Genomic DNA, 26,355 nt, shown 5'->3' with positions numbered 1-26,355 from the left:
TCAACCTTGCCGAGCTTTAGCCTGTATAAAATTACGCGCCGGGGCCGCAGTCGATGCAGCGATTTATCATGGCTGGCCCTAACTGCAGTTTTGCGCGTGCATCACGAAATGCGGTGCGCACGCCTTCTTCAATGACCGGATGATAAAACGGCATTTCTAAAATTTCATTTACCGTTAACCCCTGCTGTAATGCCCACGCTAATAGATGACCAACGTGCTCGGCTGCTGGGCCAAACATTTCTGCGCCTAAAAATAATCCGGTTCCATGCTGAGCGTATACTCGTAATAGGCCGTTATTTTTACCCATGACACGGCTTCGGCCTTGAGCAAGAAAGTCGATCGACCCTGCAGCGTAGCAATCGGGTAGCCTTGCTTCTATATCAGTAAGGCTTTCGCCGACCGTCATGATTTGCGGGTCGGTAAAGACAATGCCCATTGGTACCGTGCGGTGACCAGCACGAATTTCAGGAAAGCTGCCAGCGTTACCGCCTGCAATTCGGCCCTCATCTGCCGCTTCGTGCAGCAATGGAATATCGTTGTTGGCATCACCAGCAATAAAGATATGGCTTAAATTGGTTTGTAGAGTAAATCGATCGAATTCAGGAACGCCTCGCTCATCCAAGTGCAATTCGGTATTGTCTAACGCTAACTTATCTACGTTTGGTATTCGGCCCGTTGCGGCTAATAGGTAGTCGAAGGTTTGCTTTGTTTCTTTGCCATCTTTTGTTAAATAGGTAATTTCAACACCACTGTCGGTACGTGTAACCTGTTTTACCTCTGCATTGGTGTCTAGATGAAATTCTTCACTGAAACTTTTTTTGGCGTAATCCTTTACCAGAGGGTCGGAGAGCGTTGCGAGTGAACCGCGTACGCCAAACATTTTAATTTCAACACCAAGTCGACTTAAAGCCTGACCAATCTCTAGGCCGATGACGCCGGGGCCAAATATGACAACAGACTTTGGCAAATCTTCGAGTTCAAACACGTCATCGTTTATCAGTAAGCGATCTTCTGCTTGCGCTAAAAAATTAGGGTAAGACGGACGCGAACCTGTGGCGATGACAATACGTTTGGCGTGAATACGTGTGTGATCATCAACCTGTAGGGTGTTGTTGTCGATAAAATGTGCAAAGCCCTTTACTTTGTGCTCAGGGTTAAACTCATCCACGGTTTCTAAAACAAAACCAACAAAGCGGTCGCGCTCTGATCGAATTCGCTGCATTACCGCTTTGCCATCGATTTCAACCTGATTTACATGGATACCAAATAGCTCGGTGTTATTGGCCTGATGAGCGGCCTCTGCAGCGGCAATTAATAGTTTGCTAGGCATGCAGCCGACGCGGGCACAGGTTGTACCGTATTCGCCCGCTTCAATAACAGCGATGCTATCAGTGTGCTTTAATGCAGCTCGATAGGCGCCCATGCCTGCTGTTCCGGTGCCGATAATGGCGACATCGACAGAGCGCTCATCTAGATTTTTCGTAGCAGCGTTGAAATCTGATTGGTTCATTGTGTACTCCCTCAGTTAGATCGTGCGTATTCTTGTACCCAAGCAATGATGTCGCGAGACTCATACAACCAGCGAACCTCACCATTAGACTCTTCTATACGAAGGCAAGGCACTTGTCGTTTACCGCCTTGCTGTACGAGTTGCTTTTCGAAGGCGCGGTTTTTTTGGATGTTGCGTTGCTCAATGTTTACCTTGGTTTTCTTTATCGCGGCTTTAGTCATCAAACAGAATGGGCAACTATCATAGTGATATAAGGATAGGTGTTTTATCGTTGTTGCTTGGCTCATAGTTTGTAAACTCCAAAAAGGTGAGTAACAGGGTTAAATCTATTATTGAGCCGAGTGCGGTATGAAACCATGTCATAATAGCGTTGTTTTTTGTCATTTTGTCGGAGCGTGTAAGGTGGATAAGGTTGATGCATTGAGCGATGTTCTTAAAACCATTCGCTTATCGGGTAGCACCTATTATTGTGGTGGCTTTGATGAGTCAGAAAGCTTGGTTTTAACCAGCCAGCCTAAAGGCCAGTTTCACGTAGTGGTAAAGGGAAGTTGTTGGCTAAAGCAGCAGGCGGATGATGCAGATTGGGTTGAATTAAAGACCGGTGACATTATTGCTTTCCCAACCGGTGGAGCACATCAATTAGCGGCAATGCCAGAAAGCTCAGATGCTAACCTAGAGCCTGAGCCGAATACCGAACCAAGCAACCTAACACTGCTATGTGGTTCGTTCCATTACGATAGCTCCTTATCGCATCCGTTTGTTAAAGATTTACCCTGTTTTATTCACGCAAAAGCGGTAGAGACACCGCAGCTTGATTGGCTACGAACCTTGGTGTCTGTTATTGCTAATGAATCACAGCAGCCTTCTCAAGGCAGCGTCGCGATGATCGATAAACTTACGGAAGCACTTTTTATTCAGTTGATGCGTTTACACATAGCAGAGCATAGCCAAGACAGCACTTACTTAGCCGCTCTGGCAGATGAAAAGATTGGCGTGAGTTTGAATCGAATTCATTCTGAAAAAGAAGCTTACTGGACGGTAGAACTCTTGGCAGAAAAAGCCGCGCTATCGCGTACCGCCTTTAGCGAAAAATTCACTAAAATGGTTGGTGTAAACCCAAAAGCTTACTTGACCGACACGCGAATGCAGCGAGCCAAACGGCAGTTAGAGCAGTCTTCGGCATCGATGATATCAATTGCCGAAGCGACCGGTTATGGCTCAGAAGCCTCCTTTAGCAAAGCCTTCAAAGCCTTTTTTAAGGTCTCGCCTGGTAAAGTAAGAAAAGGCTAGTTTGTTGCGTTGAGTCTCCTTTTTATCGGCGTCGCTTGTTATGATGCGCGCCAAATATGAAGTTAAGCTAAGTTGTGAGGTTGTTATGAGTGAACAAATGCCGCCGTGCCCAAAGTGCCAGTCTGAATATGTCTATCAAGATCAAAGCCTATTTATTTGCCCTGAGTGCGCCTATGAGTGGAACCCGAGCGAACCTGAAGTGGATGAAGATGCCATTATTTTAAAAGACGCGGTCGGTAACTTATTAGCCGAAGGCGATAAGGTCACCGTGGTGAAAGACTTAAAAGTTAAGGGTTCATCGCAGGTGATTAAAGTCGGCACCAAAGCCACCATTAAACGCATTGTCGAAGGCGATCACGACATCGACTGCAAAGTGGATGGCGCAGGTGACATGATGTTGAAATCAAAAGTGGTTAAAAAAGCTTAACGCGTTTTAGCGTTGATTCGCTTTAAAATAGTTATCAAAAAAAAAGCCGCAATCGTCATTCACTTTAAAGTGAATGACGATTGCGGCTTTTTTGTTGCTTAAGTTAAATTAATCGATGGGCGATTAATATTTGTAAGCGGCAGTAATGCGGATGTCACGGCCCGGTTCGTAGTTGCCTCTTAGGTAATAATAGGTATCAGTATAATCTTCTACACTAGAGTGTGATAAGTACTGTTCATTGAATAAATTATTTACCCGCAGGTCAAAAGTAAGGTCGTGGCGATCAAGGGGCTTCCAGTAGGCGTATATATCATGCGTAGAGTATCCAGGCTTTTCTGTGGTTATCTCACCGTATGCGCTGGTGGTTATAAACTCATCTATGCCTTGTACAATAGTAGACTGCCAACCTACAGATAAATCTTTAGTGAACTCGTAATCGGCATTCAAGTATAGAGTGTTACCAGTTGATACTGCATTAGAGCCGTGAACATATCTTGAGACATATTCATCGCCTACTTTAGTCTCTGATATTTTTAAGTCAGCGCCTAAACTTAGCTTTCCAAAATTATATGCTGAGCTTATATATAAGCCTTTGTTTGTGAAGTTTTCATCCAAATTCCCGTAATAGCTAACACCTGAATCGCGATAAAAAGTTATCACGTCTTCGATTACGGCGTAGTAGACCCCTGCTTCAATATTTAGGTTGGTTGTTGAAAAGTTCGCACCAAGTTCGGTGTTGTGAGATGTTTCGGCTTTTAAATTGGCAGCATTGGTGTTGAGTCCAACGACAAAAGAATCAGCGATTTCAACGCCGCGCAGAGCTTGCGCATAGCCTGCGCTTAAGCTGAAGTTGTCAGTGAATGAATAATTAGCGCTAAGATTAGGAGAAAAGCCAGCATCATCAAACTGCTGATCATTCCAATCCTCAAGGCTATAGGTATCATAACGCAAGCCTGTTGTTACAGTCAGGCTCTCTGAAACATCAATGATATCTTGAATGTATAAGCCCCATACGAATCCGTTTTCTTCGTTGTTATCAGATGTTTTGCTAGTGTCGGCACGTAAGTTAATGCCATAAATAAACTCATTAATTGATGCTAAACTAGTATTTTGAAGGGTCACTCCATTCGACTCTACAGAACCTACAAATGCATCGCCGTCTAATCTTTCTAGTTGGTTTTCTGTTTGATAGATGTTGATGTAAGTATCAATTAATTCATTATTTATACTGGTATAGTTGTAGTTAAGAGTAGCTGTTTCGCGCTCTATTTCGTATTGGTTTGAGGGGTTGACTGTTTCGTCATAAGCCCACTCTGGTCTTTTAAGTACGCTGCTGTCGCCATTTAAGTTCTCATAGCTAAAAGATAATTTGTGCTCGATGCTAGGCTGAAATGTGATTTTACCGTAGCCAAATAACTCTTCATTTTCAGAGCCGTATATATTATCACCATTACCATCAACGAATAGGTCATTACTGCTGCTAACAATACTAGCAATACCGCTGATTTTTTCATTTAGTGCCTGACCATATACCGTGGCGCTATTTTTGAATAGCTCACCATTACTTGAGTAGGTTGTTTTGACGATTGCTCCAGTATTCTGATCAGCTTTTAGCAAATCTGCTGCATCTTTAGTTGTGAATTTTACTGAGCCGCCCAAAGCGCCTGGTCCAACAGTTGCGCTACCTGCTCCGGCTTCAACCTCTACTTGTTTAAGTAGTTCAGGTTCAATGTTTAGACGTCCTGTGTGATGGAAAGGGCTGGCAGCTTGTTCGGCCCCGTCGACAGTGATGTTAAGCATTGCCTCTCCGATATCTCGGACATAAAGTTTTTGTGCCAAAGCGATGCCGTCAGATGCATTAACGGTAGGGTTGCTGCGAAAAATATCACTTAGATTAGTCGCTTGAGCTTTGTTGAGTTCTTCTTGAGTAATTATGTTATCTAGCCCTGCGGTCGCTTCTCCGACTACGATGATGGTGTTTTGTTCGTGATCAACCTCTTCGTTTGCAAGTACATAGCCTTGAGTGGTGAGTGTAATGGCAGCGGTCAACGCCGAGAGTTTTAGGGGCTTGCTGTTGTACATCCGGATGGACTCCTCAGAGAGTTCAGTGATAATGAGAATTGATTGCGAATGATTATCACTATAATTTCACGAATGTAAACGGTTGCTGACCTAGATTATTAAGGTGTTTTATATGTTCGTTTGTTGCCTGAGTCTGTTTTTAGAGTATTTGGAGTGCTTAGAGAGTGTTTAAAGAGTTGTGTGGGCAGTTATTGGCCGCAGGTAGATAGATGAAAGGCGCGGCCAATAAGTCAAAATACTATTTTATCCAGAAGGGTTTTTGGCTTTCTTTAATGGCTTCATGGCGACTAATGCCCATGTCGTCGAGTAGATAGTCTGGTAGCTCCTTAAGAGTTTTCCTAGTTGAATGTCTATGCCGGTAAGTTTTCAATTTAGTTAAGATAGCATTAACTAAAGCTTGCTTAGTGTTGTTTGTATTAGCTATCGAACTTAAGTGGTATTGGGTCATGGCTCTCTCCTTTGCTTGCTTGTTGCGATTACTATAGGATCGTCATGACGGGTCGACAAACGATCAATTCTTAACGTCGATTAAGGAGTGCTTAAGTGAATTTGAGGTCTCATCATCTGGTTGGGCTCTATTGTTTTTATTGGGTAGCTCGCTTAGGCAGCTTTAAAGAGGCGGCTGAACAGATGAATATTACTGCGGCTGCAATGAGTCAGCAGATTCGCCAGCTGGAAGATCGTTTGGCGGTAAGTTTGTTTCATCGTTTACATCGCAGTATCGAGTTGACGCATGAGGGAAGGTTGTTGCAACCGGCTGCTCAGCAAGCTTTTGAGCTATTGAACCGAGCCATCGATCAGGTTGGAGCAGACCCTGAGCCCAATAGCTTGGCGATTTCTGTACTGCCGTCGTTTGGGCAAACCTGGCTGGTTTCTCGATTAGGCCTCTTTAATCAGCAACACCGAGATTTGTCGGTGTATCTTATGGCCAGTGATAATCTAGCCGACTTTAACCAAGAAAGGCTCGATCTTTGTATTCGTTTTGGATTAGGTCAGTATGATGGTCTGGAGTCGAAGCTGCTTATGCCGGATCACCTGTATCCAGTGGCGCATCCTGATTACTTAAAGTCTCACGGTATTCGTGGCTTAGAGGATTTACATAAGGCGACGCTGATCGAAGATCAGCGCCCAGATATGAACTGGAAACGCTGGCTGGCGAATGTTGGCATTACAGCTAAGCTGCCCGCACCGGCAATACGTTACGCTGGTGCACAGGTCGTGCTGGAAGGTGCGCTTTCAGGTCAGGGCGTTGCATTAGTTCGTCATAGCTTGGCCTATAAAGCCCTGAGCCAAGGGTTAATCTCAAGCATTGGTGATTATGAGGTGCAATCGAATTACCGTTATTATTTGGTTGCGCCGGAGTCGTATTTTAAGCGGCAGAAGGTGCAGCTTTTTGAACGCTGGATTAGTGAGGCCGCTACGCAGTTTTACAGCCAAAGTCAGCAGCTAATGCCGCGGCATCGAATTAGGTTGAGCGCCGATTGAATGCCTATTGCGCGAATTTTGGCTTGTTGCGCAACCTTATCTTGGTTAATCTTGACCGGTTGGTTTGGAAAATGCCAAGCCGAAATATATCTTTCTAATACTAGGTAATAGTTATGCAGTCGAAAACCTCAATACTTTGCGGCGATCTTTTGGATTTTACGGGCAATCCGTTTCATCAAGGCGAGGAGGCGGTACGCTTTCAGCCTGAAGGTGCCTTGGTTATTGAGCAAGGTAAAATAATCGCTCGTGGCCCAAAAGCAGAAATTTTGGCTAATTATGGCGCCCAAGCCGAGGTGACAGAGTTCACCGATAAACTTATTGTGCCTGGTTTTATCGACACTCATATTCATTTGCCACAAACCCAGATGATTGCTTCTTATGGCGAGCAACTGCTCACTTGGCTGACCGAGTATGCTTTTCCTGAAGAAATGAAATTTGCCGATCGCGACCATGCCGTGAAGGTATCCGAATTCTTTCTTAATGAGCTGTTAAAAAACGGTACGACCACAGCATTAGTGTTTGGTACCGTTCATCCGCAATCGGTCGATGCTTTTTTTCAAGTCGCCCAAGCGAAAGGCCTGCGCATGATTGCGGGCAAGGTAATGATGGACCGTAATTGCCCTGAAGAGCTACAGGACACGCCGGAGCAGGGTTATCTAGAATCTAAACAGTTAATCGAAAAATGGCACGGTGTTGATCGTTTAGCTTACGCGGTTACGCCACGTTTCGCGCCAACCTCTTCGCCTGAACAGCTGCAGGCCTGTAAGCAACTGTTAGAAGAGAATCCATCGGTTTATATGCAAACCCATACATCAGAGAATCTCGATGAATGCGAATGGGTTAAGTCGTTGTTTCCGGACGCCGAAGATTATTTGGCCGTTTATGAAAACGCAGGATTGTTAAGAAAAAAATCGGTACTCGCTCACGGCATTCATATGAGCCAGCGTGAGATCGATTGCTGCAAAGAACATGACACTGCGATTGCGCATTGTCCAACCTCGAATTTATTTATTGGTTCCGGGTTGTTCGATTTAAAACGCATGCAAGAAAATCATATTGAAGTTGCCATGGGAACCGATGTTGGTGGTGGCAGCAGTTTTTCATTACTGCAAACCTTTAACGAGGCTTATAAGGTTCAGCAGCTACAGGGTAAAAAATTAACCGCTTTTGAAGGGCTTTACTTGACGACTTTAGGTGGCGCTAGAGCGCTAGACTTAGAAGGTGTTATTGGTCAATTGGAAATAGGTTGTGAGGCTGACTGTGTCGTGCTCGACCCAAAAGCGACGCCCTTGTTAGATTTCCGTTTGCAAGAAGTTAGCGAGTTACACGAAAAATTATTTGCCCTAATGATGCTCGGTGATGATCGTTGTATTGAGCAGACGTATTCACTGGGTAAGGTGGTTTATCAGCGGGACGTTAAATAACTGGATAGCTAAATAGTTAAATAGGACGAATTCAGATTGTCCGCAAAGTTACAGTATTGGCTTATCGTTAAATTATAAAAAAAGGCCTAACAGTGAATTGCTGTTAGGCCTTTTTGCTTTACGTGTTATAAGATTTTTTAGACAAGATCTGAGCGATCTTTATAAAGCGCTCGCACGTCTGAGCCTGTCTCTTGTTGTAACGCTTTTTTCGCTTTCTCTTTTAATTTTTCATAAGACACAGAACGGATCAGTAGTTTAAGTGCCGGGACATTCGCCGCTGAAACTGAAAGTTCTTTGACGCCTAATCCAATAAGAACGCTGGCAAGGTCTGGGTCTGCTGCCATGTTGCCGCAAACACCTACCCACTTACCGTGTTTTTCTGCTGCTTCGACGGTCATTGAGATCAAACGTAGTAACGCAGGGCTGTAGCTGTCTGCCTCTTTAGCAAGTTCTGGATGTAAACGATCCATAGCCAGTACGTATTGCGTCATGTCGTTCGAGCCGACAGAGAAGAAGTCTACTTCGGTAGCAAAGTGGTCAGCTTGGATTGCCGCCGCTGGTACTTCAATCATAATGCCGAGTTTCAGTTTTGGCGCATTAAGGGCGCTACGAACTTCTTCGGCGATGTCGCGAGCACGACGCCATTCGCTGACTTTAGCGATCATCGGGAACATGATGTGAATACCCGATTCAACGCCCTGTTCTTGTTGCCACATCGCGGTTCGATAAATCGCTTCTAACTGATTGCGAAACATCTGTGGATTTTTAAACGACAAACGAATGCCACGAATGCCTAAGAAGGGGTTATCTTCTTCTGGCATAGAAAGCCAAGAAACTGGCTTGTCGCCGCCAATATCAGCGGTGCGAACCACCAGTTGGCGTGAACCTAATACCTTGACGATCTCTTTCAATGCATCAGTTTGCTCTTCAACCGTAGGTTCGGTTTTTGAGGCTTCGAATAAAAATTCGGTACGTAATAAACCAACACCGGCGCCGCCGTTTTCTAATACCGCAGGTGCGTCCGAAGGCGTTGCAATGTTGCAGACAACATCCATTTCGTGACCATCTAAGGTGATAGCCGCTTCATGTTTGGCTGCGTTTTCGATGTCTTGAATTTGACGCCAATCTTCAATGGCTTTGGTTGCCTTAGCTTGAGTTGCCTCGTCTGGACCGGCGACAAAGCAAGGTCCTTGAGGATCTACCAAGGTGAGTTCGCCTTCGTTAACGTCCTGCGTTAAGCCTTCACCCACACCCACGATTGCAGGGATGCCCAGCGCTCGTGCCAAAATAGCCATATGGCTGTTAGGCCCGCCGAGTTCGGTACAAATTGCCTTCACCGGTAACTCGCTCAGGTGTGCGGTTTGTGATGGCGTTAGTTCACGTGCAATCAGGATAAAGTCGTGATCGGTCGGGAAGCCAGGATTGTCGGATTGCCCTAGCAGTATTTTAACCAGCCGAGCGGCAACGTCTTGCATGTCGGCAGCTCGAGCTTTAATGCGTTCATCTTCTACTGCCAGCAATTGAGAGGCTTTTTCAGCTAACACACTGTGACTCGACCAGGCGGCATTGTTGCCTTTTTTAATGGTCTCTTCGATGGCCTGAATGATCGATTCGTCGGCCAGTAATTGCTTTTGTGCTTTAAAGATCGCCGCTTCGTTGGGAGCAGAAGCTTGCATCGACTCTTGCAGCTCAGAGAGTTGCTGTTCGCCGGTCGTGATTGCTGCACTGAATTTTTCAACTTCAGCGGCAAGGTCTGATGGCTGGCTATTTTCTGGTGTCGAGTCAGCTTTTAAAATATATGCCGCCGCCATTGCGATGCCTGGCGAAGCTGCAGAACCTGTTTTTACAATGCGACCATTGGCAGATTCAATGGCAGCAAGTGACTCTAATGGGTTGTAGTTAGCATTGTCGTTGCCGCCGTCAGCATCGTTATCCAAACCTGCGTTGATCATCTCAACCAGTTTGTTAACGGCTTCGCCAGCTTCATCGCCTTCGGCCGAGACGGTAATCTCGTCGCCCATAATAGCGCCCATGGTCAGAAGGTCGGCCATCGACTTAGCATTGGCCATACGATCATTATTACGTAAGCGAATGTCGGTGTTCTTGTAACTTGCCGCCGTTTCTGAAATGAGGCTGGCAGGTCGAGCATGCATGCCTGACGCGTCGACAATAGTTGCACTGCTAGTGATAGATAAATCAGATGCAGGTATGGATTGTTCGGCGCTGCTTTTTTCTGCGCCTAGCGCTGCGATAATGTCATCAACCGATGCGGATTCGCCTAGCTTTTTCGCCAGTGGTTCATCCATCACAACGGTGGTTAGTTTTTGTAAAATAGAAAGGTGGTCTTGGCCTGCGGCAGCAATGCCAACGACAAACTTAACGGTCTCGCCTTTGTCGCTCCAAGTAACGCCTTGTGGTAATTGAATAATCACCAGCCCTGTTTTCTGTACAAGGTGTTTTGCTTCGACGGTACCGTGTGGAATGGCGACACCGTTTATTAAATAGGTGCTGACTTTCTGTTCTCGATCGATAATAGCCTGTAGGTAATCGTCGCTAACATAGCCTAGCTCGAGCATTTTTTTTGCAACCAACTCAAGTACCGTAGATTTGTCGGCACACTGTTGCTTTACCAGAACGTTGCTGGCGGATAGGTTTATCGGTGACGGAGTGTTGTCGGCAGTTGAGCTTTTGCTCGCTGCTGGTTTCTCGTCATTTTGCGCCGAGCTTTTATTGCCGGCTAATAATTTTTTAAAAAAAGACATGGCGAACGCCTTACTGATGTTGTTTGTGTGTTTGGTTAGAGAGACGTTGTTTTGAAAGAACCTGAGCTTAGCTCGAATAAGCTCAGGTTTTAATCATAATCTGAGAAAGATTATTTAAGTTTTGCGATTAGTTCATCATAGAAGCCGGCGTCCATGAAGTTGCCAATGCTGTAATGCTGTGCACTTGGTAATTTCGCTTTTGCTCGGTCTGACAACTCTGCTTGAGTGATAACAATGTCTGCATCGGATAGGTCATTAATCGCTTGGTTAGTGACTTCGATGTCTAATCCTGCGTCATCGACTTTATTACGCAGTACCGTTGCACCCATCGCTGAAGAGCCCATACCTGCATCACAAGCGACAACGATTTTCTTGATGCTGCCACCGGTCATTAGGGATTCTGTTGCTTGCCCTTTAGACTCAGCTTTGTTTGCAGCAACGGCAGCTTGAGCAGCAACTAAGTCTTGCTCGTCTTCACTTCCGCCACGAATAAATAGGGCCGCAACAAGGAAGGAAACAGCAGTCGCAGCAGCTATTGAAAGCAATGTAAGTACTAGACCCATACCTTTAGTTGACATGATCGCTAACGCGAACACAGAACCTGGTGACGGTGGAGCAACCAGCATATTGCCTGTCACCATGTTAACGGTGACACCGGTGATGCCGCCAGCGATGACCGCGAGGATTAATACTGGTTTCATGAGTACATAAGGGAAGTAAATCTCATGAATACCGCCAAAGAAATGAATAATAGAAGCTGCTGATGCTGATTTAGACGCAGCGCCTTTACCAACAAACATGTAAGCCAATAGTACGCCTAGACCAGGGCCTGGGTTTGTCTCGATAAGATAGAAGATCGAGCCGCCTAGTGCTGCAGATTGCTCCGCACCCAATGGCGTGAAGACACCGTGGTTAATTGCGTTATTCAGGAATAGGATTTTTGCTGGCTCAACCAGAATTGAGACTAACGGTAATAGGTGTGCATCAACGATAACACCAACACCTTTGCCGAGTGCCGTCGTCAATATAGAAACGACCGGGCCGATAGCAACCAGTGCTAGAACTGATGTGATGGCAGCAACAATACCAAGAGAAAAGTTGTTAACCAACATTTCAAAACCTGGCTTGATTTTACCGTGGACAGCTTCATCAAATTTTTTGATGCAGTAACCGCCAAATGGACCTGCGATCATTGCCCCAAGGAACATTGGAATGTCCGCAGCTAGAATGACCCCCATTGTGGTTACAGCACCAGCAACAGCGCCACGCTCACCACCAACCATTTTACCACCGGTATAACCAATCAGTAGTGGCAGTAGGTTTAGAATCATCGGGCCAACGAGTACAGCAAGCTTCTCGTTTGGTACCCAGCCCGTTGGGATGAATAATGCAGTGATAAGACCCCATGCGATAAACGCACCGATATTCGGCATCACCATGCCGCTTAAGAAACGTCCAACGGATTGAACGCCGACTTTTAAGTTATTGCCAGACATAGGAGTTCTCCTAGTTAGTTTGTTATTCTATTATTTAGTTTGGCTTTGAATTCATGATTTAAGCTTTCTAATATGACCGACTCATTGTCCGCGTGTTCCCAAAGTTCGAGCGTTTCAGGGCGGCTAATCAGTTCGGCGACAGACGAAAATACATATGATTGACTCTGTCTTAGTTCGCTAAGATCATCCTTCGCAGGAGCCGATAGTAAGAAAATGAATCGAACGTCCTCATCATTTCCATCCCAAGTGAATTCATCACTCTGTACACGAGCAAAGCATAGTACAGGTTCATCAACATGCGCGCTAATTGCATGGGGAATTGCCGTTTTTGTGCCTGCGAACGTACTGACCACTGACTCTCTAGCAGTAATGTCAGCAAATAACGAAGAAGGGTTTTGCGTTTTCTTAACGAGAAACAGATGACCACACATTTTGTGAAGAGCATCGGCTTTGGATTTGGCGTCAAGATTGAGCAAGATTGTTTCTTTTGTTATTAGAGTGTTGTGCATCTTGGTACCTCGTACAACCTATTTAACAGTATAAGATATCGTTGAAAGACTTCAAAACTGATCAATAGGTTTAGAATCATCAGAGTGAAGACTCGGTCACTTACGCGATTTTCTACCACTTGTTACTCATAGTATGTCAAAATAGATCAGAATTTGCGGTTGATTATAGATCTAATCTGAATCTAATCAAAAGTAATCATGCTAATGGTAGGGTTTTTAGGAGGTTGAGCGTTGAATCCCCGGTCTAGGCAGCAAAGCCTGTTGAGTTTTTTAGAAGAGCATTCGATTGTCACAGTGCAGCAAATAGTTGAGCATTTAGCGTGTTCACCTGCGACGGTAAGGCGTGACATCGTTGAATTAGATCAGCAAGGTAAGTTGAAAAAAATTCGCAACGGTGCGGAAAAAATTCTATCGCCTAGTACATCGAAAGCGCCAGGCTTTAAACACTTCTATCCCAATATTTCTGACTTTAGTCATTACGATGAAAGCGAGCGAATTGCTCAGTGTGCCGTTGGATTATGTCAGGGGAAAGACAGTATTTTTATTGGTGAAGGGCCGACCGCATTCTTGATGGGTAAGTATTTGGTTAACACCAATATTCATGTGTATTCCAATTATCTACCGTTGATTACTTATTTAATCTCTGAAGACTTTCCGCATTTGGTGGTTTTGGGTGGTCAGTATATTAAAAATCAAAATCTATTAATGACTCCTGAAAAACAGATGAATTATCAAGGGCGTTATCTGTTTGTGACAGGTGATGGCTTGACCGAAGCTGGCCTAACCAAGTCTGCCTTGCTGTCCTTTATGCAAGAGAAAAAGATGCTCGATTACGCAGATAAAGTGATCGCGCTGGTCGACTCTGACAAGGTTGGTGTTTTCGGCGGCATATCGATGTTTGGTTTAGATGAAATCGATGTTGTAGTGACAGGCCAAGGCGCAGATGCCCAGATGCTTCAGTTACTGCGAGAGAAAAACGTCGCCGTGCATTTGGTTTAGGTGCAGGCTAGGCAGCACCTATTCACTTCCTTTCTTAAATAAATAAAGCTTGAAGCAAGCTGTATCGTTTAGCTGATCAAGGCTTTCGATCCGGCTTTTCGCATCAGAGCTGATTTTATGCTGGTGGGGTGTCATTCTCACTAGGTCTGTTATTGCCTGATTGGTTTCTAACGATAAAGGTGCTTCAACGCGTGTTTCATCGACTAATGTAAAACGATCATCCAAATAGCTAAGGTGTTTGCTGGTGTCATACGCGCTAACTTGAGCATAGAGTTGCCGACGCAGTTCCGTCAGGTGGTCGTGATCTGGTGCGGCAATAGCAACCACTCCCTCTGGCTTCATAATGCGATGAAAGCTGTCTGCATCGATTCGAGAAAAGACGCTAATGATGGCATCAAACTGTTGCTCAAGGTATGGCGCTCGAGTGCTTGAGGCAACGCACCATTGAATCGCTTTATTCCTAGCCGCTGCATTGATGGCAGGCTTGGAGATATCTAAACCATAAAAATAACTCTTAGGCTGATTCGCGGCTAAGTAGTCGGTGTAATAGCCTTCGCCGCAGCCTGCATCTAATACGCAAGACTCTGGACTGAGAAATTCAGCTACTTTAGTTGATATTTGTTCTGCCAACGGCTGGTAATGACCGGCGTGTAAAAAACGTCGACGGCTTTCAATCATTAATGCATCGTCACCGGGATTTTTACTGCGCTTATGATTACTTAATAGTAGGTTGACGTAGCCTTTTTTGTGCACGTCGAACTGGTGGCCGTTATCGCAGTGCCATGAATTATCTTTAAGGTTAAGAGGGTCTGAGCAGACCGGGCATGAGTAGAGTGAAGGGTGCATGAAGCTTCCTGCAGACAGTAGGAAGCTTTTATTATGTCATAATTTTTTAGCGATTACTTAAAGCCGGTGCCTGTTGCAGCGGTTTGTTCTGGCGCCATGTAATAGAGTTCACCAGTTTGTCGTTGGTAGCCAAAAAGCTCTTCAATGGTGTTATCCACTAAACGTAAATAAGCTTGATCGACCTCGTTAATTGGGCCGCCGCGCTTTTGGCTCAGCATGGCCGCAACCGCATGTTTGATCGCCATAAATGCAATGTGGCCGCGCTCGCGCAATGTCACTGCAAGTTGACGTTTTTCCGTATCTGAAAGTCCTTCTATAAACATAAGTAAACCGCTTTAAAACCTAAGTAATGAATATTTGTTCAAATTAGGATAGACGCAAGTGGTGTAAAATGCGAGCGACCAATTGTATTGTTTTTGTGCAAATGTCGACTGGTTTGGAGCTTGTCATTATGACGCTATTGTTCGTTCGAAATACGGTTCTTCAGTTCAATCCAGCGGCTCATGTATTCACTCGCTCTTAGTTGGTTTTGCCAAATTAATTGCCTCAAAAAGAGAGGTTGTCGATGGTTATTTGTATCCGCTGTTATTGTTGCAAGGCACTGTTTAAATGCATTGGCGTGCAGATTTAAATGGAATTGGTTGTCGAGAATTTTCTGACCGCGCTGTTGTAAGTCTTGCCAATGCTCGATGTCGAGATAAGCCTGGCTAACCTGCTTTGAAAACTCTACCGGCTCATTTGATGGCCAATAACCCAGCTCGTCAGCCTCGGCCATTGCTTCTGCGCCAATCGGCGTTGTAATGGTCGGTGTGCCGCTAAGCCAGCCATCGAGAATCTTACCTTTTTGCCCAGCACCGAAACGCAAGGGTGCCAAATTAACGCGATAATTATTCATGCTGTCTAAGGCGTTTTTGGCCCGACCCTTAATAAAGAATCGTTCACTCGGGTTGTGTAGCTGATTAATTGCGTGGTCAGCGTAGGCACCATAGATATGTAGCTCAACCTGTTTGGGTAGATGTTTTTTTAGCTCAGGCCAAAGGCTTTGCTTAAGCCAATGCACGGCATCTTTATTTGGGCTGTGTTTAAAGCCACCAAAGACGACCAGATGTTCTCGTTGTTGGTATGGCTTTGATTGAATAGTGTCTGATTCAGTGATCAAAAAAGGTAAGTAATAAAGCTGTTGGGGCGGCACGCTAAAATGGTTGATTAAGAGCTCAATTTCTACTTTCGAAATCATCAATGTTAGGTCGCAGCGTAAAATAGAGCTGACCTCTCGAACTGCTGTTTCGTTATTAAGATCGATCGCCGAATTTTGTTTAAAGGCTTTCTCTCTAGCCAAACGTAGGCAGTGTAAATCGCTAGTGTCTAGAATGGTCGTGGCGTGAGGCAGGAGCTTATTAATGCGCCAGCCAAACTGCTCTTCGGTGACGAATCGATCAAAGATTACCAAGTCAGGCTTTAGCGTGACTAACCAGTCATCAAAGCTAGAGCTGTTGATCGCGATACGATGACTGCTATAGCCAAGCGTTTCCAATGGCGCTTGAAAGGGTGTTGGTTCTGCGGCGCTGGCAATGTGTATTTGATAGCCAGCTTGCGCTAAAAGGTCGAGTAGGCTGAGTGTTCTTCTACCTGCTGCGGTGGAATTAGGTTCTGGCCAGTTTTTGGCGATGAGCAATAGATGCATAGTGTGTCGTTGTTAAGAAGCTGAGGCCGCCTATTCTATGCGTAGGCATTGATTGTTGCAGTAAAAAGAAGGGCTGATTGTTCAGGTGGGTTTTGCGTTATACAAATTAAAAGCCCAAGCAAACTGCCAAGATAAATCTCATCAGTCTGCTCGGGCTAGGAATTTGGGTGTATCAACAAGCTAATCTAAATGGCCAAGGCCGGATTAGACTTTCTCGATGTTTTCCGCTTGAGGGCCTTTTTGGCCTGCAGTGATTGTAAAGCGAACTTTCTGGCCTTCTGCAAGGGTTTTGAAGCCAGAACCCGCAATAGCACTGAAGTGAGCGAATACATCTGGACCGTTTTCTTGCTCAATGAAACCAAAGCCTTTAGTTTCGTTGAACCATTTAACTGTTCCAGTGACTGAATCCGACATAGTTTTTTCCTATCTTTCTAATATTAAGTACGAGCTCTTAGAGCATGGTTGTAGCCAAACGTAAAGCTACTTATAAACAACAGGTCGGAGCTCAAAACTGGCTTCGAAATGAGGTTAATAAGGCTAACCCTCTAGCTGGTAAAGGACTATAGGTTTTTTGTTATTTGGCCGTCAACTGGTGGGTTATGCAAAAAACGACTTAAAAGACTGCAGTAAAGAACCAAAAGATGTATTTGACTGAACGGTCAGGCAAAATTCAAAAAATTAGTCAACTTTTAATTTTTACAAGTATCCGTCACAAGCATCATGGTATCTATCTGATAGTCTTCTTCTCACTAATTCTCTTCAAAGGCTATCATTTTGATTCTTTGTTGGTAGGGATTTGATTGTTGCAGAATATGAAGCCAAATAAGGCTCTCATCTTGAATTTAGTTCAATGCATGCAAGTTTTCATAAAAAAATATTAAATTTTTGTTGCATTGTTGCGATCTCGACTGCGAATGATCTGTTCATCACTGCGGTTAATCAGCTGTTTTTTACTGGCTCGGTCATAAAGCACTATGTTGACGGTGGCGGCTAAATTTAAGCAATTTAGGCTCGGTATATAAATTACCTCGTCAGCCTGATCGATAACCTGCTGACTGATCGAGCCATCCTCAGGGCCAAATACATAAAAAGCCTGATCTGGATGTTCAAATTCTGGTAAAGGCGTCGCACCAACGGTTAATTCGACACAGATGAGTTTTGCATCCTTGGGCTTGTGCTCGACGATTGCATCGACCTTTACCAGAGCAATGTGTTTGCTTGCCAGCTGAGTGTCGGTGGCAAATTTTCTTGCATGGTCAAATCGACTGCCCTGATAACAAACTTTATCGACCTTGAAGCAGCCAGAGGCTCGCATAATAGCGCCGACGTTGGAGGCGCTCTTTGGGTTCATAAGGCCAATATAGGTGATTTCTGTGCTCATGATGATCTCGCATAAAATAGCTGCGTATAGTAATTTGTTTTACACCCAATCAGTAGGGTGAGTTATTCTTTTATTTATCATTTTATTGATGAATAAAATTGCAGAACTTACTGATGAAATGATGGTCATTGAAAATGGCCTGTAGCGCTAAGTGAAATAACAAACCATGAAGTTTAGCCGAGTAACGAATGTTGAGAGTCATTCCATATCGGCTTCTAAAACGAATGAATAAACAACACTGAGGATTCACTGATGCAACATCAAGAAACGAACCAACCCCTAGCAAATCAACCCCTCGAAGCAGTGGATGCAGCCCGTCCTATTCCGCAGGAAGCATTTGATTGGTATGACGAGTATGCGCATGGCTTGATTGACCGCAGAACGTTCTTGGCGCGTCTTTCGACGTTAACGGCTGTTGGCCTAACCATGGGAACATTAACCTCTGCATTAATGCCGAACTATGCAGAAGCTGAGCAAGTCTCCTTTAATGATGCTTCAATTAAAGCGACCTACGAGACCTTCCCATCGCCAAAAGGTCACGGTGAAGGTAAAGGCTATTTCGTAGTGCCTGCTGAGTTAAAGGGCAAAGCGCCTGTTGTTTTAGTGATTCATGAAAACCGCGGCCTTAACCCTTATGTTAAAGATGTTGCTCGTCGTTTAGCCAAAGCCGGTTATATTGCGTTTGCCCCAGATGCGTTACACCCGCTCGGTGGCTACCCAGGTAATGATGACGAAGGTCGTTCGATGCAGAGTTCGTTGGATCGCGCTAAAATCGAAGAAGATTTCGTAGCAGCAGCCAAATTCTTGAAAGGCCATGAATTGAGTACTGGCAAATTAGGTGCCGTTGGTTTTTGTTTTGGTGGCTATGTGGTCAATATGTTAGCTGCAACCTTGGGCGATGATTTGGATGCTGGCGTACCATTTTACGGTACACCTGCCGCGGCAGAATTGCAGAAAAACATTACCGCGCCGCTATTGCTGCAATATGCTGAGCTTGATGCTCGAGTTAATGCCAGTAAAGAAGATTATGAAAAATCACTTAGCGCGAATGACGTAGACTATACCTCGCACATTTATCCGGGCGCTAATCATGGTTTCCACAATGACTCAACCGGTCGCTACGATGAAGCACAAGCAGAATTAGCTTGGTCTCGTACCTTAGCGTTCTTTGAGCTTTACTTGTCATAACCCGATAGAATAAGCAGGTATTATTAAAGGGGCATCAGCCCCTTTTTTTGTTGTTGCTGATGCATCTGTTGTTGATGCTACTGAAAGCATAGCTGGGTTCATATTGAGTAATGCTAAGAGCGCTCTAGTGCTGAGGTTATAGATGAAAAAGATTTCTATTTTAGTGGATGTGCAAAATGTTTATTACACCACGCGCAGCGCTTACCAAAAAAATTTCGATTACAACAGGTTCTGGGCGCAAGTTACTGCAGGCGGTGAGCTCGTTTCTGCTTATGCCTACGCTGTTGATCGAGGCGATGAAAAGCAACGCCAGTTCCAAAATATACTCAGGGCGATTGGCTTTGAAGTAAAATTGAAACCTTACATTCAGCGAGCCGATGGCAGCGCGAAAGGCGATTGGGATGTTGGCATTACGATAGACGCGTTAGATGCTGCACAACAGGCTGACGTGGTGGTTTTGGTTTCTGGCGATGGTGATTTTGCCGTACTCGCTGATAAGGTGAGAACCGCCTACGGTAAAGAGTTTGTTGTCTATGGTGTGCCAGCGCTGACTGCAAAGGCGCTAGTTGATTCCGCCAGTGAGTTTATCGCTATTGATCAGTCGTTATTGCTGTAGCCAGTTGCTGGTTGCAGAGCAGGCTACAGCGGTATGTCGCTCGCAAGACTGTCGCGAACGAGCAAACAGCAGTTGAGGTTAGTCTTGCAGTCGTAAGCTTAAGTCTAAGGCCGTTACATGCTTGGTTAGATTGCCGACCGAAATGTAGTCGGGTTGGTTTTCGATGAGCGTTTGGATTTTTGCTAAATCCATATTGCCAGAGGCTTCTAATTTGATCTCGGTATGATTCAGTGCAATTGCTTCGGCGGTTTGTTGTGCGCTGAAGTTGTCTAGCATGATGACATCTATGGGTAAGGCTAGAGCTTCTTTTAGTTGCTCGATGCTTTCAACTTCGACTTCAATTTTTTTATCCGGTGCAATTTCTTTGGCTTTAGTGACTGCGTTTGCAATGCTGCCGCAACCTGCGATGTGGTTTTCTTTAATCAAGAACATATCGTATAAGCCGAGGCGGTGATTCTGACAGCCACCAACTCGGGCGGCGTATTTTTGCGCCAAGCGCAGCCCAGGAATTGTTTTTCGGGTGTCGAGAATGACAACGTCTTTATCGGCCAGCGCTATAGCGTATTGAGCGGCCAACGATGCGGTGCCGCTGAGCGTTTGTAAAAAGTTCAATGCAATACGCTCGGCGGTTAGAATAGAGCGCGTATTACCTTGAATGCTGACTAATTCGTCATTGGCGCAAATTTCATCGCCGTCTTGTTTTGCCCAGTGCAATTCGACGCTCGGATTGATTTGGCGAAATACTTCTTCAAACCATTCTCGGCCACACAAAACGCCAGGCTCACGTGATATAACGGTAGCGCGGCAAGTGGCCTGTTCGGCTATCAATTGCGCAGTAATGTCACCGCTGCCAAGGTCTTCTTCGATAGCGAATCGGACGGAACGTACAAGATGGTCGCGCAATGTTTTAGCGTAAGGCGTATCGGCAATGAACATAAATAGTGAGTCGCTCTTAAGTGATTTGCGGGCTATTTTATCGTGCTAGGGCGTTTACTGTCATTTGTTGTCGCTGCGATTTATAGTTAACCTGACATATTTTATCCTGTCTTAGTCAAAACAGCCCTAATTAGGAGGTGTTTGTGGATTTTCTAGTGGTTCTTATTGCCTATTTGGTTTCGATCAGTTTATCGAGTTATGACGAACCCTTTACCGAATGGACGCTCGGTTGGCGGCGGCTAACTGCGCGCATTAAATTGAACCGAGCGCTGGCGTTGGCCGTCTATCTATTGGCGCCAGTGGTTTTATTGGCTGCAGTTCTATGGTTTTTCTCTAATAGTCTAGTGAGTTTTGTCTGTTCATTGGCTTTGTTGCTGTTGGTGTTTCGTTCTGGTGATCAGCCAGAAAAATTGGCCGAGTATCAAGCGAAGGTTGATCAGGGTGATGAGCAGGCCGCGTGGCAGATTGCAGTCGACAGCTTAGGCTTAGAGTCGCAAATGTATCAGCCTGGAGATGACGGCATCGACGAAGGTGTTCAGGCAGGTTTGGGTTATCTATTCTTAGAGCGTTTCTTTGTCCCTGTGTTTTGGTTTATTGCCTTTGGTGCGCCAGGCGTATTACTGGTTTGGTTAACATCGGCCTTGATGCGCGATGAGCAAGTTGATGCCTTTTGCCATAAGGTGAAACATGCGCTCTATTGGATACCTGTACGAGCCATGGCGATTACCACGGCGCTAGTGGGTAGCTTTTCACACTGTTTCCCAGTTTGGACTCAGCAAAGCAAAGATTTCGACAGCGATGACCGCGTCCTGTTGGTTCGCTGCATGCAGTCTGCAATCTGCCAAGCGGATGAATGTGATATGCTCAGCGAAACACTGAAGCTGCTCAAACGCACGCAATTTGCCTGGTTGGTGATGTTAGGCTTCTGGCTATTGTTTAGCATTTAGCGATCTTAGCATTACGTCGATATTTAGCGTTTTGGCGACTTGAATAACTCAGTTTTGCCGCCATCGTTGGTTTGAAAAAATGAATTAGAGGTAGTTATGAATCAGGTACACCATTCACTGATCGTTTTAGGTTCTGGGCCTGCGGGTTATACCGCAGCGATTTATGCTGCCCGAGCAAATTTAAAGCCGGTGGTTATAACGGGCATGGAGATGGGTGGTCAACTTACCACCACAACCGAAGTCGAAAACTGGCCGGGTGGTCACGCAGAGCTGCAAGGCCCTGAGTTGATGGTCAATATGAAAGAGCACGCTGAAAGGTTCGATACTGAAATAGTGTTTGATCATATTCATACTACCGATTTGTCGGCTAAGCCTTATAAGTTGATCGGTGATCAGGCGACTTACACCTGCGATGCTCTGATTATCGCCACCGGCGCCAGTGCGCAGTACTTAGGTTTAGAAAGCGAAGAAGCATTTAAAGGTAAGGGTGTATCGGCTTGCGCAACCTGTGATGGCTTTTTCTATCGCAATAAAGAAGTTGCTGTTGTCGGTGGCGGAAACACGGCTGTTGAAGAAGCTCTGTACCTAGCCAATATTGCCAGTAAAGTACATGTTGTGCATCGTCGTGATAGCTTCCGATCAGAAAAAATTCTTACCGACCGGCTTTACCAAAAGGTCGAAGAAGGCAAGGTTGTGCTGCATTTAGATCACACCCTGAATGAAGTGTTGGGTGATGAAATGGGTGTGACTGGTATTCGCATTGAAAGTACCGCCGATGCCGCGCTAACAGATCTTGCTTTAGACGGCTGCTTTATAGCGATTGGCCATAAGCCAAATACAGCGATATTTGACGGTCAGCTGGATATGGAAGGTGGCTACATTAAAGTTCAGTCTGGCTTGCAGGGCAACGCGACAGCCACCAGTGTCGAAGGTGTGTTTGCAGCAGGTGATGTGATGGATCACCATTATCGCCAAGCCATTACATCGGCTGGCACTGGCTGTATGGCAGCATTGGATGCTGAGAAATATCTCGACGCATTGAATAAATAGAGCACAGCTCGTTCGTTATACTCGTGTGTTAGTAAATGCAAAAGGCCGCAAATATTGCGGCCTTTTTTGTGGTTCGTACTTTTAGCTAGAACTGTTTTAGTGAGCGTTTTTGGGCGAGCGCTATTTTTTAAGTTCTCGTCTCGATTGTTGTAAGTAGCGTATCGTCTCGATGCATGGCAAGCCGGCCGGTTATTTTGGCAGATTTACATTGACCTCAAGCACGGAATAGTTGCCATCGTCGTTGAGCTCAACCTGTAACTGGTCGTGATCGATTTCAACGTACTTACGGATGACACTTAAGATGTCGTTTTGCAGAGCCGGTAAATAGGATGGTGCATTCCTAACCCGACGCTCGTGAGCAACAATCACTTTAAGCCGCTCTTTGGCTACGCGTGCAGAGTTTTCTTCTTTGCCGCGGTTAAATAGATCACCGATGGCCATGCCTTAACCTCCAAATACGCGTTTGAGAATGCCTTTCTTGTTGGCTTCGATAAACCGATGCGGTCGCTCTTCGCCTAACAAACGAGCTACGGTATCTTGATAGGCTTGGCCTGCATCGCTTTTTTCATCCAAGATCACAGGAATACCATTATTGGAGGCGTTCAGCACAGATTGGCTTTCCGGAATAATGCCTAATAGCGGAATGGCAAGAATGTCTTCAATATCATCGATGCTGAGCATTTCGCCTTTTTCGACACGCTCAGGGTTAAAGCGGGCGATCAACAGCTGTTCTTTAACCGGCTCTAAGTTCTGCTCTGCTCGGTAGCTCTTGCTTTGTAGGATGCCTAGAATGCGGTCGCTGTCGCGAACCGAAGATACTTCTGGGTTGGTTACAACAATCGCCATGTCCGCAAAATACAATGCCATTTGAGCGCCGTGCTCGATACCTGCGGGCGAGTCGCAAATAATGTATTCAAAATCTTGCTTGAGTTGTTCGAGTACCGCTTGAACACCGTCTTTTGTCAGCGCTTCTTTGTCGCGTGTTTGAGACGCCGGTAAAATAAAGAGGTCATCGCAACGCTTGTCTTTAATTAACGCCTGATTAAGCGAGGCATCGCCTTGGATGACGTTGACAAAGTCATACACCACTCGACGTTCACAATTCATAATAATATCTAGATTGCGTAGGCCAATGTCGAAGTCGATGACGACGGTTTTATGGCCTGCTTTTGCTAGCCCCATGCTGATTGCCGCGCTGGTGGTTGTTTTGCCAACGCCGCCTTTTCCTGAGGTCACCACAATAATTGTTGCCAAGTGTATTTCCTTATTATTCAGTTAACGATGAATCTAGCTACTAGCCTAAAACAAGCCAGTGTTGCATTCAATTTGCTTTTCAATCGATCTTAGTGGCCAGCGCGCCGCAAGCAAGAAGTGTGATTCGTACCACTCTTTTATGCTGCGGCTGTTGGTTACTGCAATGCTAATGCTTTCCAGTTTTTTCTCGTCGTGATAGCGGCTTGAATTAAAAATAATCAACCTGAATTTGGTCGCCATTTAACCAGCAACGGGCAGGGCCGTTTGCGGTACCGATGTCTTCTTGCACGAGATAGGTTCCGGCAATCGATAATAATTCTGCGTCCATTTGGTTGCAGATAATTTCACAATGTTCTGCACCCTGAGCACCAGCAATGGCCTTGCCTCTTAAGGCTCCGAGTATTTGGATGTTGCCATCTGCAATGACTTCTGCTCCAGCACTGACTTGCCGTGTAATCAGCAGGTTGGCGTCTTTAGCGTAGACCTGTTGCCCTGAGCGGACAGGTGTATTGATCACCTCTGTTTTGGTCATTGCCAGAGCTGGCTTGGGTTCGTCTTTAGCCGCACTGCGTGCACGCGGCTCAATCCAGGCCAATTGATGTTGATAGGCATAATCCTGATGCGCACTGTTATTACTGGTGAGCGCAAACGGCACAAGTCTGTATTGACGGCAAATGCCGATTAATGCCTGTAATCTATCGCTATCAGGCAGTTCTTCTAAGGCGCTGCTGTCCAATACCGTCGGCGCATAGTGAAATAGGCTTGGCGCTTTTTCTATGGTGTTTTTTATCAGCGCTTCAAACGGGTCGAGTTCGATCGTAGTCAGTGCTATTTGGTGACTTGCCGTTAATCGGCTGCGGATTTTTAATGGAGCTTGCGTCATTGCTATTGGTTCCGCTCGATAAAGGCTGCCAGAGATCGTTCGCGTGAGCGTTGTTTTTTCTGGGCGTTATAGATCGATGGCGGTGCAACACGGCTTTCACAATCGTTTACTGGGCAGCGCTCACAGGTTTCGTTCACTTCTGAGTTAGGCACTTGCTTATCGTTCCAGAAGGCAGCCTTTTGTTTGAAGTTATCATCAATGATAAACCCTAAAGTCATGCCTGTATTGGTACGGTCATCTAAGGATTTGGCGCGCACGATAGCGATATTGAAAAAGGTTTGCCCTTGACTAACAAAGGTACTGAGCTGGGCTGATACCTGAACTTCGTTCATTGGGTCTGGGTGTTCAGCTAACTGTTTTAGCCCAGAGGTTGCAGCCCAACGCCGGCATTGGTGTTCGCCTGGACCAATGCTTCGCGGAATAAAAACATTGGTCAGATTCAGTTCTTTAGTGATATGAAATGAGTTGCTATTCAGCTTATGGTTCAGGCGCATGTAATGCATTTTATGCAGGCCGAAATGGGTCGGCATGACTTGTGACATCCGGTACAAAAACATTTCTGGTGTGGAGTCATATTTTTGCATTAACGTCGTTAACGCAGCGCCATCGAACTCAGAATTTTGTAGCCATATTTCTAAATCAGCGATGATGTTCTGTTCAGGAATCAATAGCGCGCCAGCAAAGTAGGAAACCTTGAAGTGGTTAAATACTTGATCAAAGGTTTCAACCTTGATCCAAGAAGAGGTTGTCGCACGCTCTTTTAGTTTTAAAAATCGATAGCCAATTTCTCGAGCCAAAACAAATTTTTGCTGTTGAGGGTAAAGTCGGCTGTTAATCCAAATCTTTTTCGGGGTCGGGCTGATAGAGCGCAATGGCTGTAAATCAGGGTGTTCGTTGAAGTCGCCATACTGAATGTCGCAGCCGAATTCATTACGCAATATATTTTCTAGCCACTCTTGAGAAATGACCGTTGTCTCTTCAATAGCATTGGCTGCGCGGAATGAGCTGGCGGCCTCTTCTAAATCGGCAAAATAATTCAGGTGCATTTTTTGATAAGAACGCAGCGAAGCGAGTAAAAAATGCTCAACGTTCATATCGTAGCCGCGGCTAATTTCTAGCAACGTTCTAATAAAAGCACCGGCCTTGCTGGGTGAGTCGTTCACCAGTTCGAAAATGTCGGGTAAGCCAATTCCAAACTGCTGCAACGGAAATTCTTTCAATACTGGTGACTCTAACAGCGCGGTTAGCGGGTTGAGTTCATCGTCGAGTTTTAAGGACACCAGATCATCGAAACTGCGATTTAACGCATGCGCCAGTGTGGCGATTTTTTCTGGTTTTGGGTACTTCTTGCCCTTTTCGATTTCACTCAGGTATGAAATTGAAAGACTGGTGAGTTGAGAGAGTTGTTTTAAAGAAAGGTTTTCACTCTGCCTGAACTGCTTGATTTTAAGGCCTAAAACAAATCTTAGACTTTCACTGTTTATTTCCATTGGGGTCTCAAATTTCGCAACTAGCGAAACAAATAGTAAAGCCAGTTTTGCTGGAACTCAATGGTCTAAACGTAATGAATAGCCAGAGCTGGTGAT

26 protein-coding genes are annotated in these 26,355 nt (G+C 45.3%); 9 read left to right on the top strand and 17 right to left on the bottom strand.

Features of this window, described 5'->3' with window-relative positions; genetic code table 11:
• Positions 1–31: 31 nt before the first annotated feature.
• A complete protein-coding gene (locus FME95_RS07030) occupies positions 32–1,510 on the bottom strand; it encodes a dihydrolipoyl dehydrogenase (protein ID WP_147713679.1) in 1,479 nt (492 codons plus the stop codon).
• Positions 1,511–1,521: 11 nt separating this feature from the next.
• On the bottom strand, positions 1,522–1,797 hold the full coding sequence (locus tag FME95_RS07025; RefSeq protein ID WP_147713678.1) for a glutaredoxin family protein: 276 nt from the start codon (positions 1,795–1,797) through the stop codon (positions 1,522–1,524).
• Between the two features lie 115 nt (positions 1,798–1,912).
• Here FME95_RS07025 and FME95_RS07020 point away from each other — a divergent pair, with 115 nt between their 5' ends.
• Together FME95_RS07020 and FME95_RS07015 are read left to right on the top strand one after the other, a co-directional pair.
• Entirely contained in the window at positions 1,913–2,800 is an 888-nt protein-coding gene (locus FME95_RS07020; RefSeq protein ID WP_187265465.1) for an AraC family transcriptional regulator, read from the top strand.
• A gap of 85 nt (positions 2,801–2,885) precedes the next feature.
• The gene (locus FME95_RS07015; RefSeq protein WP_147713676.1) at positions 2,886–3,227 is read left to right on the top strand and encodes a zinc ribbon domain-containing protein YjdM; all 342 of its coding nucleotides are present in this window, start codon (positions 2,886–2,888) and stop codon (positions 3,225–3,227) included.
• Between the two features lie 123 nt (positions 3,228–3,350).
• Here the strand turns inward: FME95_RS07015 and FME95_RS07010 are convergent, their stop codons facing one another.
• Together FME95_RS07010 and FME95_RS07005 are read right to left on the bottom strand one after the other, a co-directional pair.
• The gene (locus FME95_RS07010) at positions 3,351–5,309 is read right to left on the bottom strand and encodes a TonB-dependent receptor domain-containing protein (protein ID WP_147713675.1); all 1,959 of its coding nucleotides are present in this window, start codon (positions 5,307–5,309) and stop codon (positions 3,351–3,353) included.
• 238 nt (positions 5,310–5,547) lie between these two features.
• Complete coding sequence (locus tag FME95_RS07005) at positions 5,548–5,757, bottom strand: DUF1127 domain-containing protein (protein ID WP_147713674.1); 210 nt, start codon at positions 5,755–5,757, stop codon at positions 5,548–5,550.
• 95 nt (positions 5,758–5,852) lie between these two features.
• Between FME95_RS07005 and FME95_RS07000 the strand changes: the two genes are divergently transcribed.
• Entirely contained in the window at positions 5,853–6,794 is a 942-nt protein-coding gene (locus FME95_RS07000; RefSeq protein WP_222709917.1) for a LysR substrate-binding domain-containing protein, read from the top strand.
• Positions 6,795–6,907: 113 nt separating this feature from the next.
• Positions 6,908–8,218, top strand: a complete 1,311-nt coding sequence (gene guaD / locus FME95_RS06995; protein ID WP_147713673.1) for a guanine deaminase — start codon at positions 6,908–6,910, stop codon at positions 8,216–8,218.
• A gap of 137 nt (positions 8,219–8,355) precedes the next feature.
• Here guaD and ptsP read toward each other — a convergent pair whose 3' ends face one another.
• From ptsP to FME95_RS06980, 3 genes are all read right to left on the bottom strand, one after another.
• Positions 8,356–10,980, bottom strand: coding sequence for a phosphoenolpyruvate--protein phosphotransferase (ptsP, locus tag FME95_RS06990; RefSeq protein ID WP_147713672.1), 2,625 nt, complete (start codon positions 10,978–10,980; stop codon positions 8,356–8,358).
• 110 nt (positions 10,981–11,090) lie between these two features.
• On the bottom strand, positions 11,091–12,476 hold the full coding sequence (locus tag FME95_RS06985; RefSeq protein ID WP_147713671.1) for a PTS mannitol transporter subunit IIBC: 1,386 nt from the start codon (positions 12,474–12,476) through the stop codon (positions 11,091–11,093).
• A 14-nt stretch (positions 12,477–12,490) separates the two neighbouring features.
• On the bottom strand, positions 12,491–12,985 hold the full coding sequence (locus FME95_RS06980) for a PTS sugar transporter subunit IIA (RefSeq protein ID WP_147713670.1): 495 nt from the start codon (positions 12,983–12,985) through the stop codon (positions 12,491–12,493).
• Positions 12,986–13,216: 231 nt separating this feature from the next.
• On the opposite strand from FME95_RS06980, the gene ulaR reads away from it, so the two are divergent.
• Positions 13,217–13,984 carry an HTH-type transcriptional regulator UlaR gene (ulaR, locus tag FME95_RS06975; protein WP_147713669.1) on the top strand — a complete coding sequence of 256 codons (768 nt, stop codon included), beginning with the start codon at positions 13,217–13,219 and terminating at the stop codon, positions 13,982–13,984.
• 18 nt (positions 13,985–14,002) lie between these two features.
• Here the strand turns inward: ulaR and FME95_RS06970 are convergent, their stop codons facing one another.
• The 5 genes from FME95_RS06970 to FME95_RS06950 all read right to left on the bottom strand — a co-directional run bounded on the left by FME95_RS06970 (position 14,003) and on the right by FME95_RS06950 (position 17,895).
• Entirely contained in the window at positions 14,003–14,830 is an 828-nt protein-coding gene (locus tag FME95_RS06970) for a putative RNA methyltransferase (protein ID WP_147713668.1), read from the bottom strand.
• 53 nt (positions 14,831–14,883) lie between these two features.
• A complete protein-coding gene (locus tag FME95_RS06965) occupies positions 14,884–15,153 on the bottom strand; it encodes a hypothetical protein (RefSeq protein ID WP_147713667.1) in 270 nt (89 codons plus the stop codon).
• A gap of 134 nt (positions 15,154–15,287) precedes the next feature.
• Entirely contained in the window at positions 15,288–16,514 is a 1,227-nt protein-coding gene (locus tag FME95_RS06960) for a glycosyltransferase (RefSeq protein ID WP_147713666.1), read from the bottom strand.
• 204 nt (positions 16,515–16,718) lie between these two features.
• Positions 16,719–16,928: a cold-shock protein gene (locus FME95_RS06955; RefSeq protein WP_147713665.1), complete on the bottom strand. Its 210-nt coding sequence runs from the start codon at positions 16,926–16,928 to the stop codon at positions 16,719–16,721.
• Positions 16,929–17,391: 463 nt separating this feature from the next.
• Complete coding sequence (locus FME95_RS06950; protein ID WP_147713664.1) at positions 17,392–17,895, bottom strand: RNA methyltransferase; 504 nt, start codon at positions 17,893–17,895, stop codon at positions 17,392–17,394.
• Between the two features lie 252 nt (positions 17,896–18,147).
• Between FME95_RS06950 and FME95_RS06945 the strand changes: the two genes are divergently transcribed.
• Together FME95_RS06945 and FME95_RS06940 are read left to right on the top strand one after the other, a co-directional pair.
• Positions 18,148–19,083 (top strand): dienelactone hydrolase family protein, encoded by a 936-nt coding sequence (locus tag FME95_RS06945; protein WP_147713663.1) that lies wholly within the window; start codon positions 18,148–18,150, stop codon positions 19,081–19,083.
• A gap of 142 nt (positions 19,084–19,225) precedes the next feature.
• Positions 19,226–19,699 carry an NYN domain-containing protein gene (locus tag FME95_RS06940; protein WP_147713662.1) on the top strand — a complete coding sequence of 158 codons (474 nt, stop codon included), beginning with the start codon at positions 19,226–19,228 and terminating at the stop codon, positions 19,697–19,699.
• 78 nt (positions 19,700–19,777) lie between these two features.
• Here FME95_RS06940 and nadC read toward each other — a convergent pair whose 3' ends face one another.
• The gene (nadC, locus tag FME95_RS06935) at positions 19,778–20,635 is read right to left on the bottom strand and encodes a carboxylating nicotinate-nucleotide diphosphorylase (protein ID WP_147713661.1); all 858 of its coding nucleotides are present in this window, start codon (positions 20,633–20,635) and stop codon (positions 19,778–19,780) included.
• Positions 20,636–20,778: 143 nt separating this feature from the next.
• On the opposite strand from nadC, the gene ampE reads away from it, so the two are divergent.
• Both ampE and trxB read left to right on the top strand, forming a co-directional pair.
• Positions 20,779–21,582, top strand: a complete 804-nt coding sequence (gene ampE / locus FME95_RS06930) for a regulatory signaling modulator protein AmpE (RefSeq protein WP_147713660.1) — start codon at positions 20,779–20,781, stop codon at positions 21,580–21,582.
• Positions 21,583–21,678: 96 nt separating this feature from the next.
• Complete coding sequence (gene trxB, locus FME95_RS06925; protein ID WP_147713659.1) at positions 21,679–22,632, top strand: thioredoxin-disulfide reductase; 954 nt, start codon at positions 21,679–21,681, stop codon at positions 22,630–22,632.
• A gap of 189 nt (positions 22,633–22,821) precedes the next feature.
• On the opposite strand, the gene minE is transcribed toward trxB, so the two are convergent.
• The 4 genes from minE to FME95_RS06905 form a co-directional block, all read right to left on the bottom strand.
• Complete coding sequence (gene minE, locus FME95_RS06920; RefSeq protein WP_147713658.1) at positions 22,822–23,073, bottom strand: cell division topological specificity factor MinE; 252 nt, start codon at positions 23,071–23,073, stop codon at positions 22,822–22,824.
• 3 nt (positions 23,074–23,076) lie between these two features.
• Positions 23,077–23,886, bottom strand: coding sequence for a septum site-determining protein MinD (gene minD, locus FME95_RS06915; protein ID WP_147713657.1), 810 nt, complete (start codon positions 23,884–23,886; stop codon positions 23,077–23,079).
• 208 nt (positions 23,887–24,094) lie between these two features.
• Positions 24,095–24,769 carry a septum site-determining protein MinC gene (gene minC, locus FME95_RS06910; RefSeq protein ID WP_147713656.1) on the bottom strand — a complete coding sequence of 225 codons (675 nt, stop codon included), beginning with the start codon at positions 24,767–24,769 and terminating at the stop codon, positions 24,095–24,097.
• Positions 24,770–24,771: 2 nt separating this feature from the next.
• On the bottom strand, positions 24,772–26,259 hold the full coding sequence (locus tag FME95_RS06905) for a helix-turn-helix domain-containing protein (RefSeq protein ID WP_147713655.1): 1,488 nt from the start codon (positions 26,257–26,259) through the stop codon (positions 24,772–24,774).
• Positions 26,260–26,355: the final 96 nt, after the last annotated feature.

The sequence above is a fragment of the Reinekea thalattae genome (assembly GCF_008041945.1).
GTDB lineage: Bacteria > Pseudomonadota > Gammaproteobacteria > Pseudomonadales > Natronospirillaceae > Reinekea > Reinekea thalattae.
The sequence above is the reverse complement of the archived record's forward strand: the minus strand, read 5'-3'. Positions and strand labels throughout refer to the sequence as shown.

What these genes read in the sequence shown, in the direction of transcription:
- minC (WP_147713656.1), bottom strand. Translation starts at nt 24,769, where the DNA reads ATGACGCAAGCTCCATTAAAAATCCGCAGCCGATTAACGGCAAGTCAC.
- FME95_RS06960 (WP_147713666.1), bottom strand. Translation starts at nt 16,514, where the DNA reads ATGCATCTATTGCTCATCGCCAAAAACTGGCCAGAACCTAATTCCACC.
- FME95_RS06965 (WP_147713667.1), bottom strand. Translation starts at nt 15,153, where the DNA reads ATGTTTATAGAAGGACTTTCAGATACGGAAAAACGTCAACTTGCAGTG.
- FME95_RS06985 (WP_147713671.1), bottom strand. Translation starts at nt 12,476, where the DNA reads ATGTCTGGCAATAACTTAAAAGTCGGCGTTCAATCCGTTGGACGTTTC.
- trxB (WP_147713659.1), top strand. Translation starts at nt 21,679, where the DNA reads ATGAATCAGGTACACCATTCACTGATCGTTTTAGGTTCTGGGCCTGCG.
- FME95_RS06955 (WP_147713665.1), bottom strand. Translation starts at nt 16,928, where the DNA reads ATGTCGGATTCAGTCACTGGAACAGTTAAATGGTTCAACGAAACTAAA.
- ptsP (WP_147713672.1), bottom strand. Translation starts at nt 10,980, where the DNA reads ATGTCTTTTTTTAAAAAATTATTAGCCGGCAATAAAAGCTCGGCGCAA.
- FME95_RS06980 (WP_147713670.1), bottom strand. Translation starts at nt 12,985, where the DNA reads ATGCACAACACTCTAATAACAAAAGAAACAATCTTGCTCAATCTTGAC.
- FME95_RS07025 (WP_147713678.1), bottom strand. Translation starts at nt 1,797, where the DNA reads ATGAGCCAAGCAACAACGATAAAACACCTATCCTTATATCACTATGAT.
- nadC (WP_147713661.1), bottom strand. Translation starts at nt 20,635, where the DNA reads ATGTTCATTGCCGATACGCCTTACGCTAAAACATTGCGCGACCATCTT.
- FME95_RS06970 (WP_147713668.1), bottom strand. Translation starts at nt 14,830, where the DNA reads ATGCACCCTTCACTCTACTCATGCCCGGTCTGCTCAGACCCTCTTAAC.
- FME95_RS07005 (WP_147713674.1), bottom strand. Translation starts at nt 5,757, where the DNA reads ATGACCCAATACCACTTAAGTTCGATAGCTAATACAAACAACACTAAG.
- FME95_RS06945 (WP_147713663.1), top strand. Translation starts at nt 18,148, where the DNA reads ATGCAACATCAAGAAACGAACCAACCCCTAGCAAATCAACCCCTCGAA.
- FME95_RS06940 (WP_147713662.1), top strand. Translation starts at nt 19,226, where the DNA reads ATGAAAAAGATTTCTATTTTAGTGGATGTGCAAAATGTTTATTACACC.
- FME95_RS07015 (WP_147713676.1), top strand. Translation starts at nt 2,886, where the DNA reads ATGAGTGAACAAATGCCGCCGTGCCCAAAGTGCCAGTCTGAATATGTC.
- FME95_RS07010 (WP_147713675.1), bottom strand. Translation starts at nt 5,309, where the DNA reads ATGTACAACAGCAAGCCCCTAAAACTCTCGGCGTTGACCGCTGCCATT.
- FME95_RS07030 (WP_147713679.1), bottom strand. Translation starts at nt 1,510, where the DNA reads ATGAACCAATCAGATTTCAACGCTGCTACGAAAAATCTAGATGAGCGC.
- minE (WP_147713658.1), bottom strand. Translation starts at nt 23,073, where the DNA reads ATGGCCATCGGTGATCTATTTAACCGCGGCAAAGAAGAAAACTCTGCA.
- guaD (WP_147713673.1), top strand. Translation starts at nt 6,908, where the DNA reads ATGCAGTCGAAAACCTCAATACTTTGCGGCGATCTTTTGGATTTTACG.
- FME95_RS06905 (WP_147713655.1), bottom strand. Translation starts at nt 26,259, where the DNA reads ATGGAAATAAACAGTGAAAGTCTAAGATTTGTTTTAGGCCTTAAAATC.
- FME95_RS06950 (WP_147713664.1), bottom strand. Translation starts at nt 17,895, where the DNA reads ATGAGCACAGAAATCACCTATATTGGCCTTATGAACCCAAAGAGCGCC.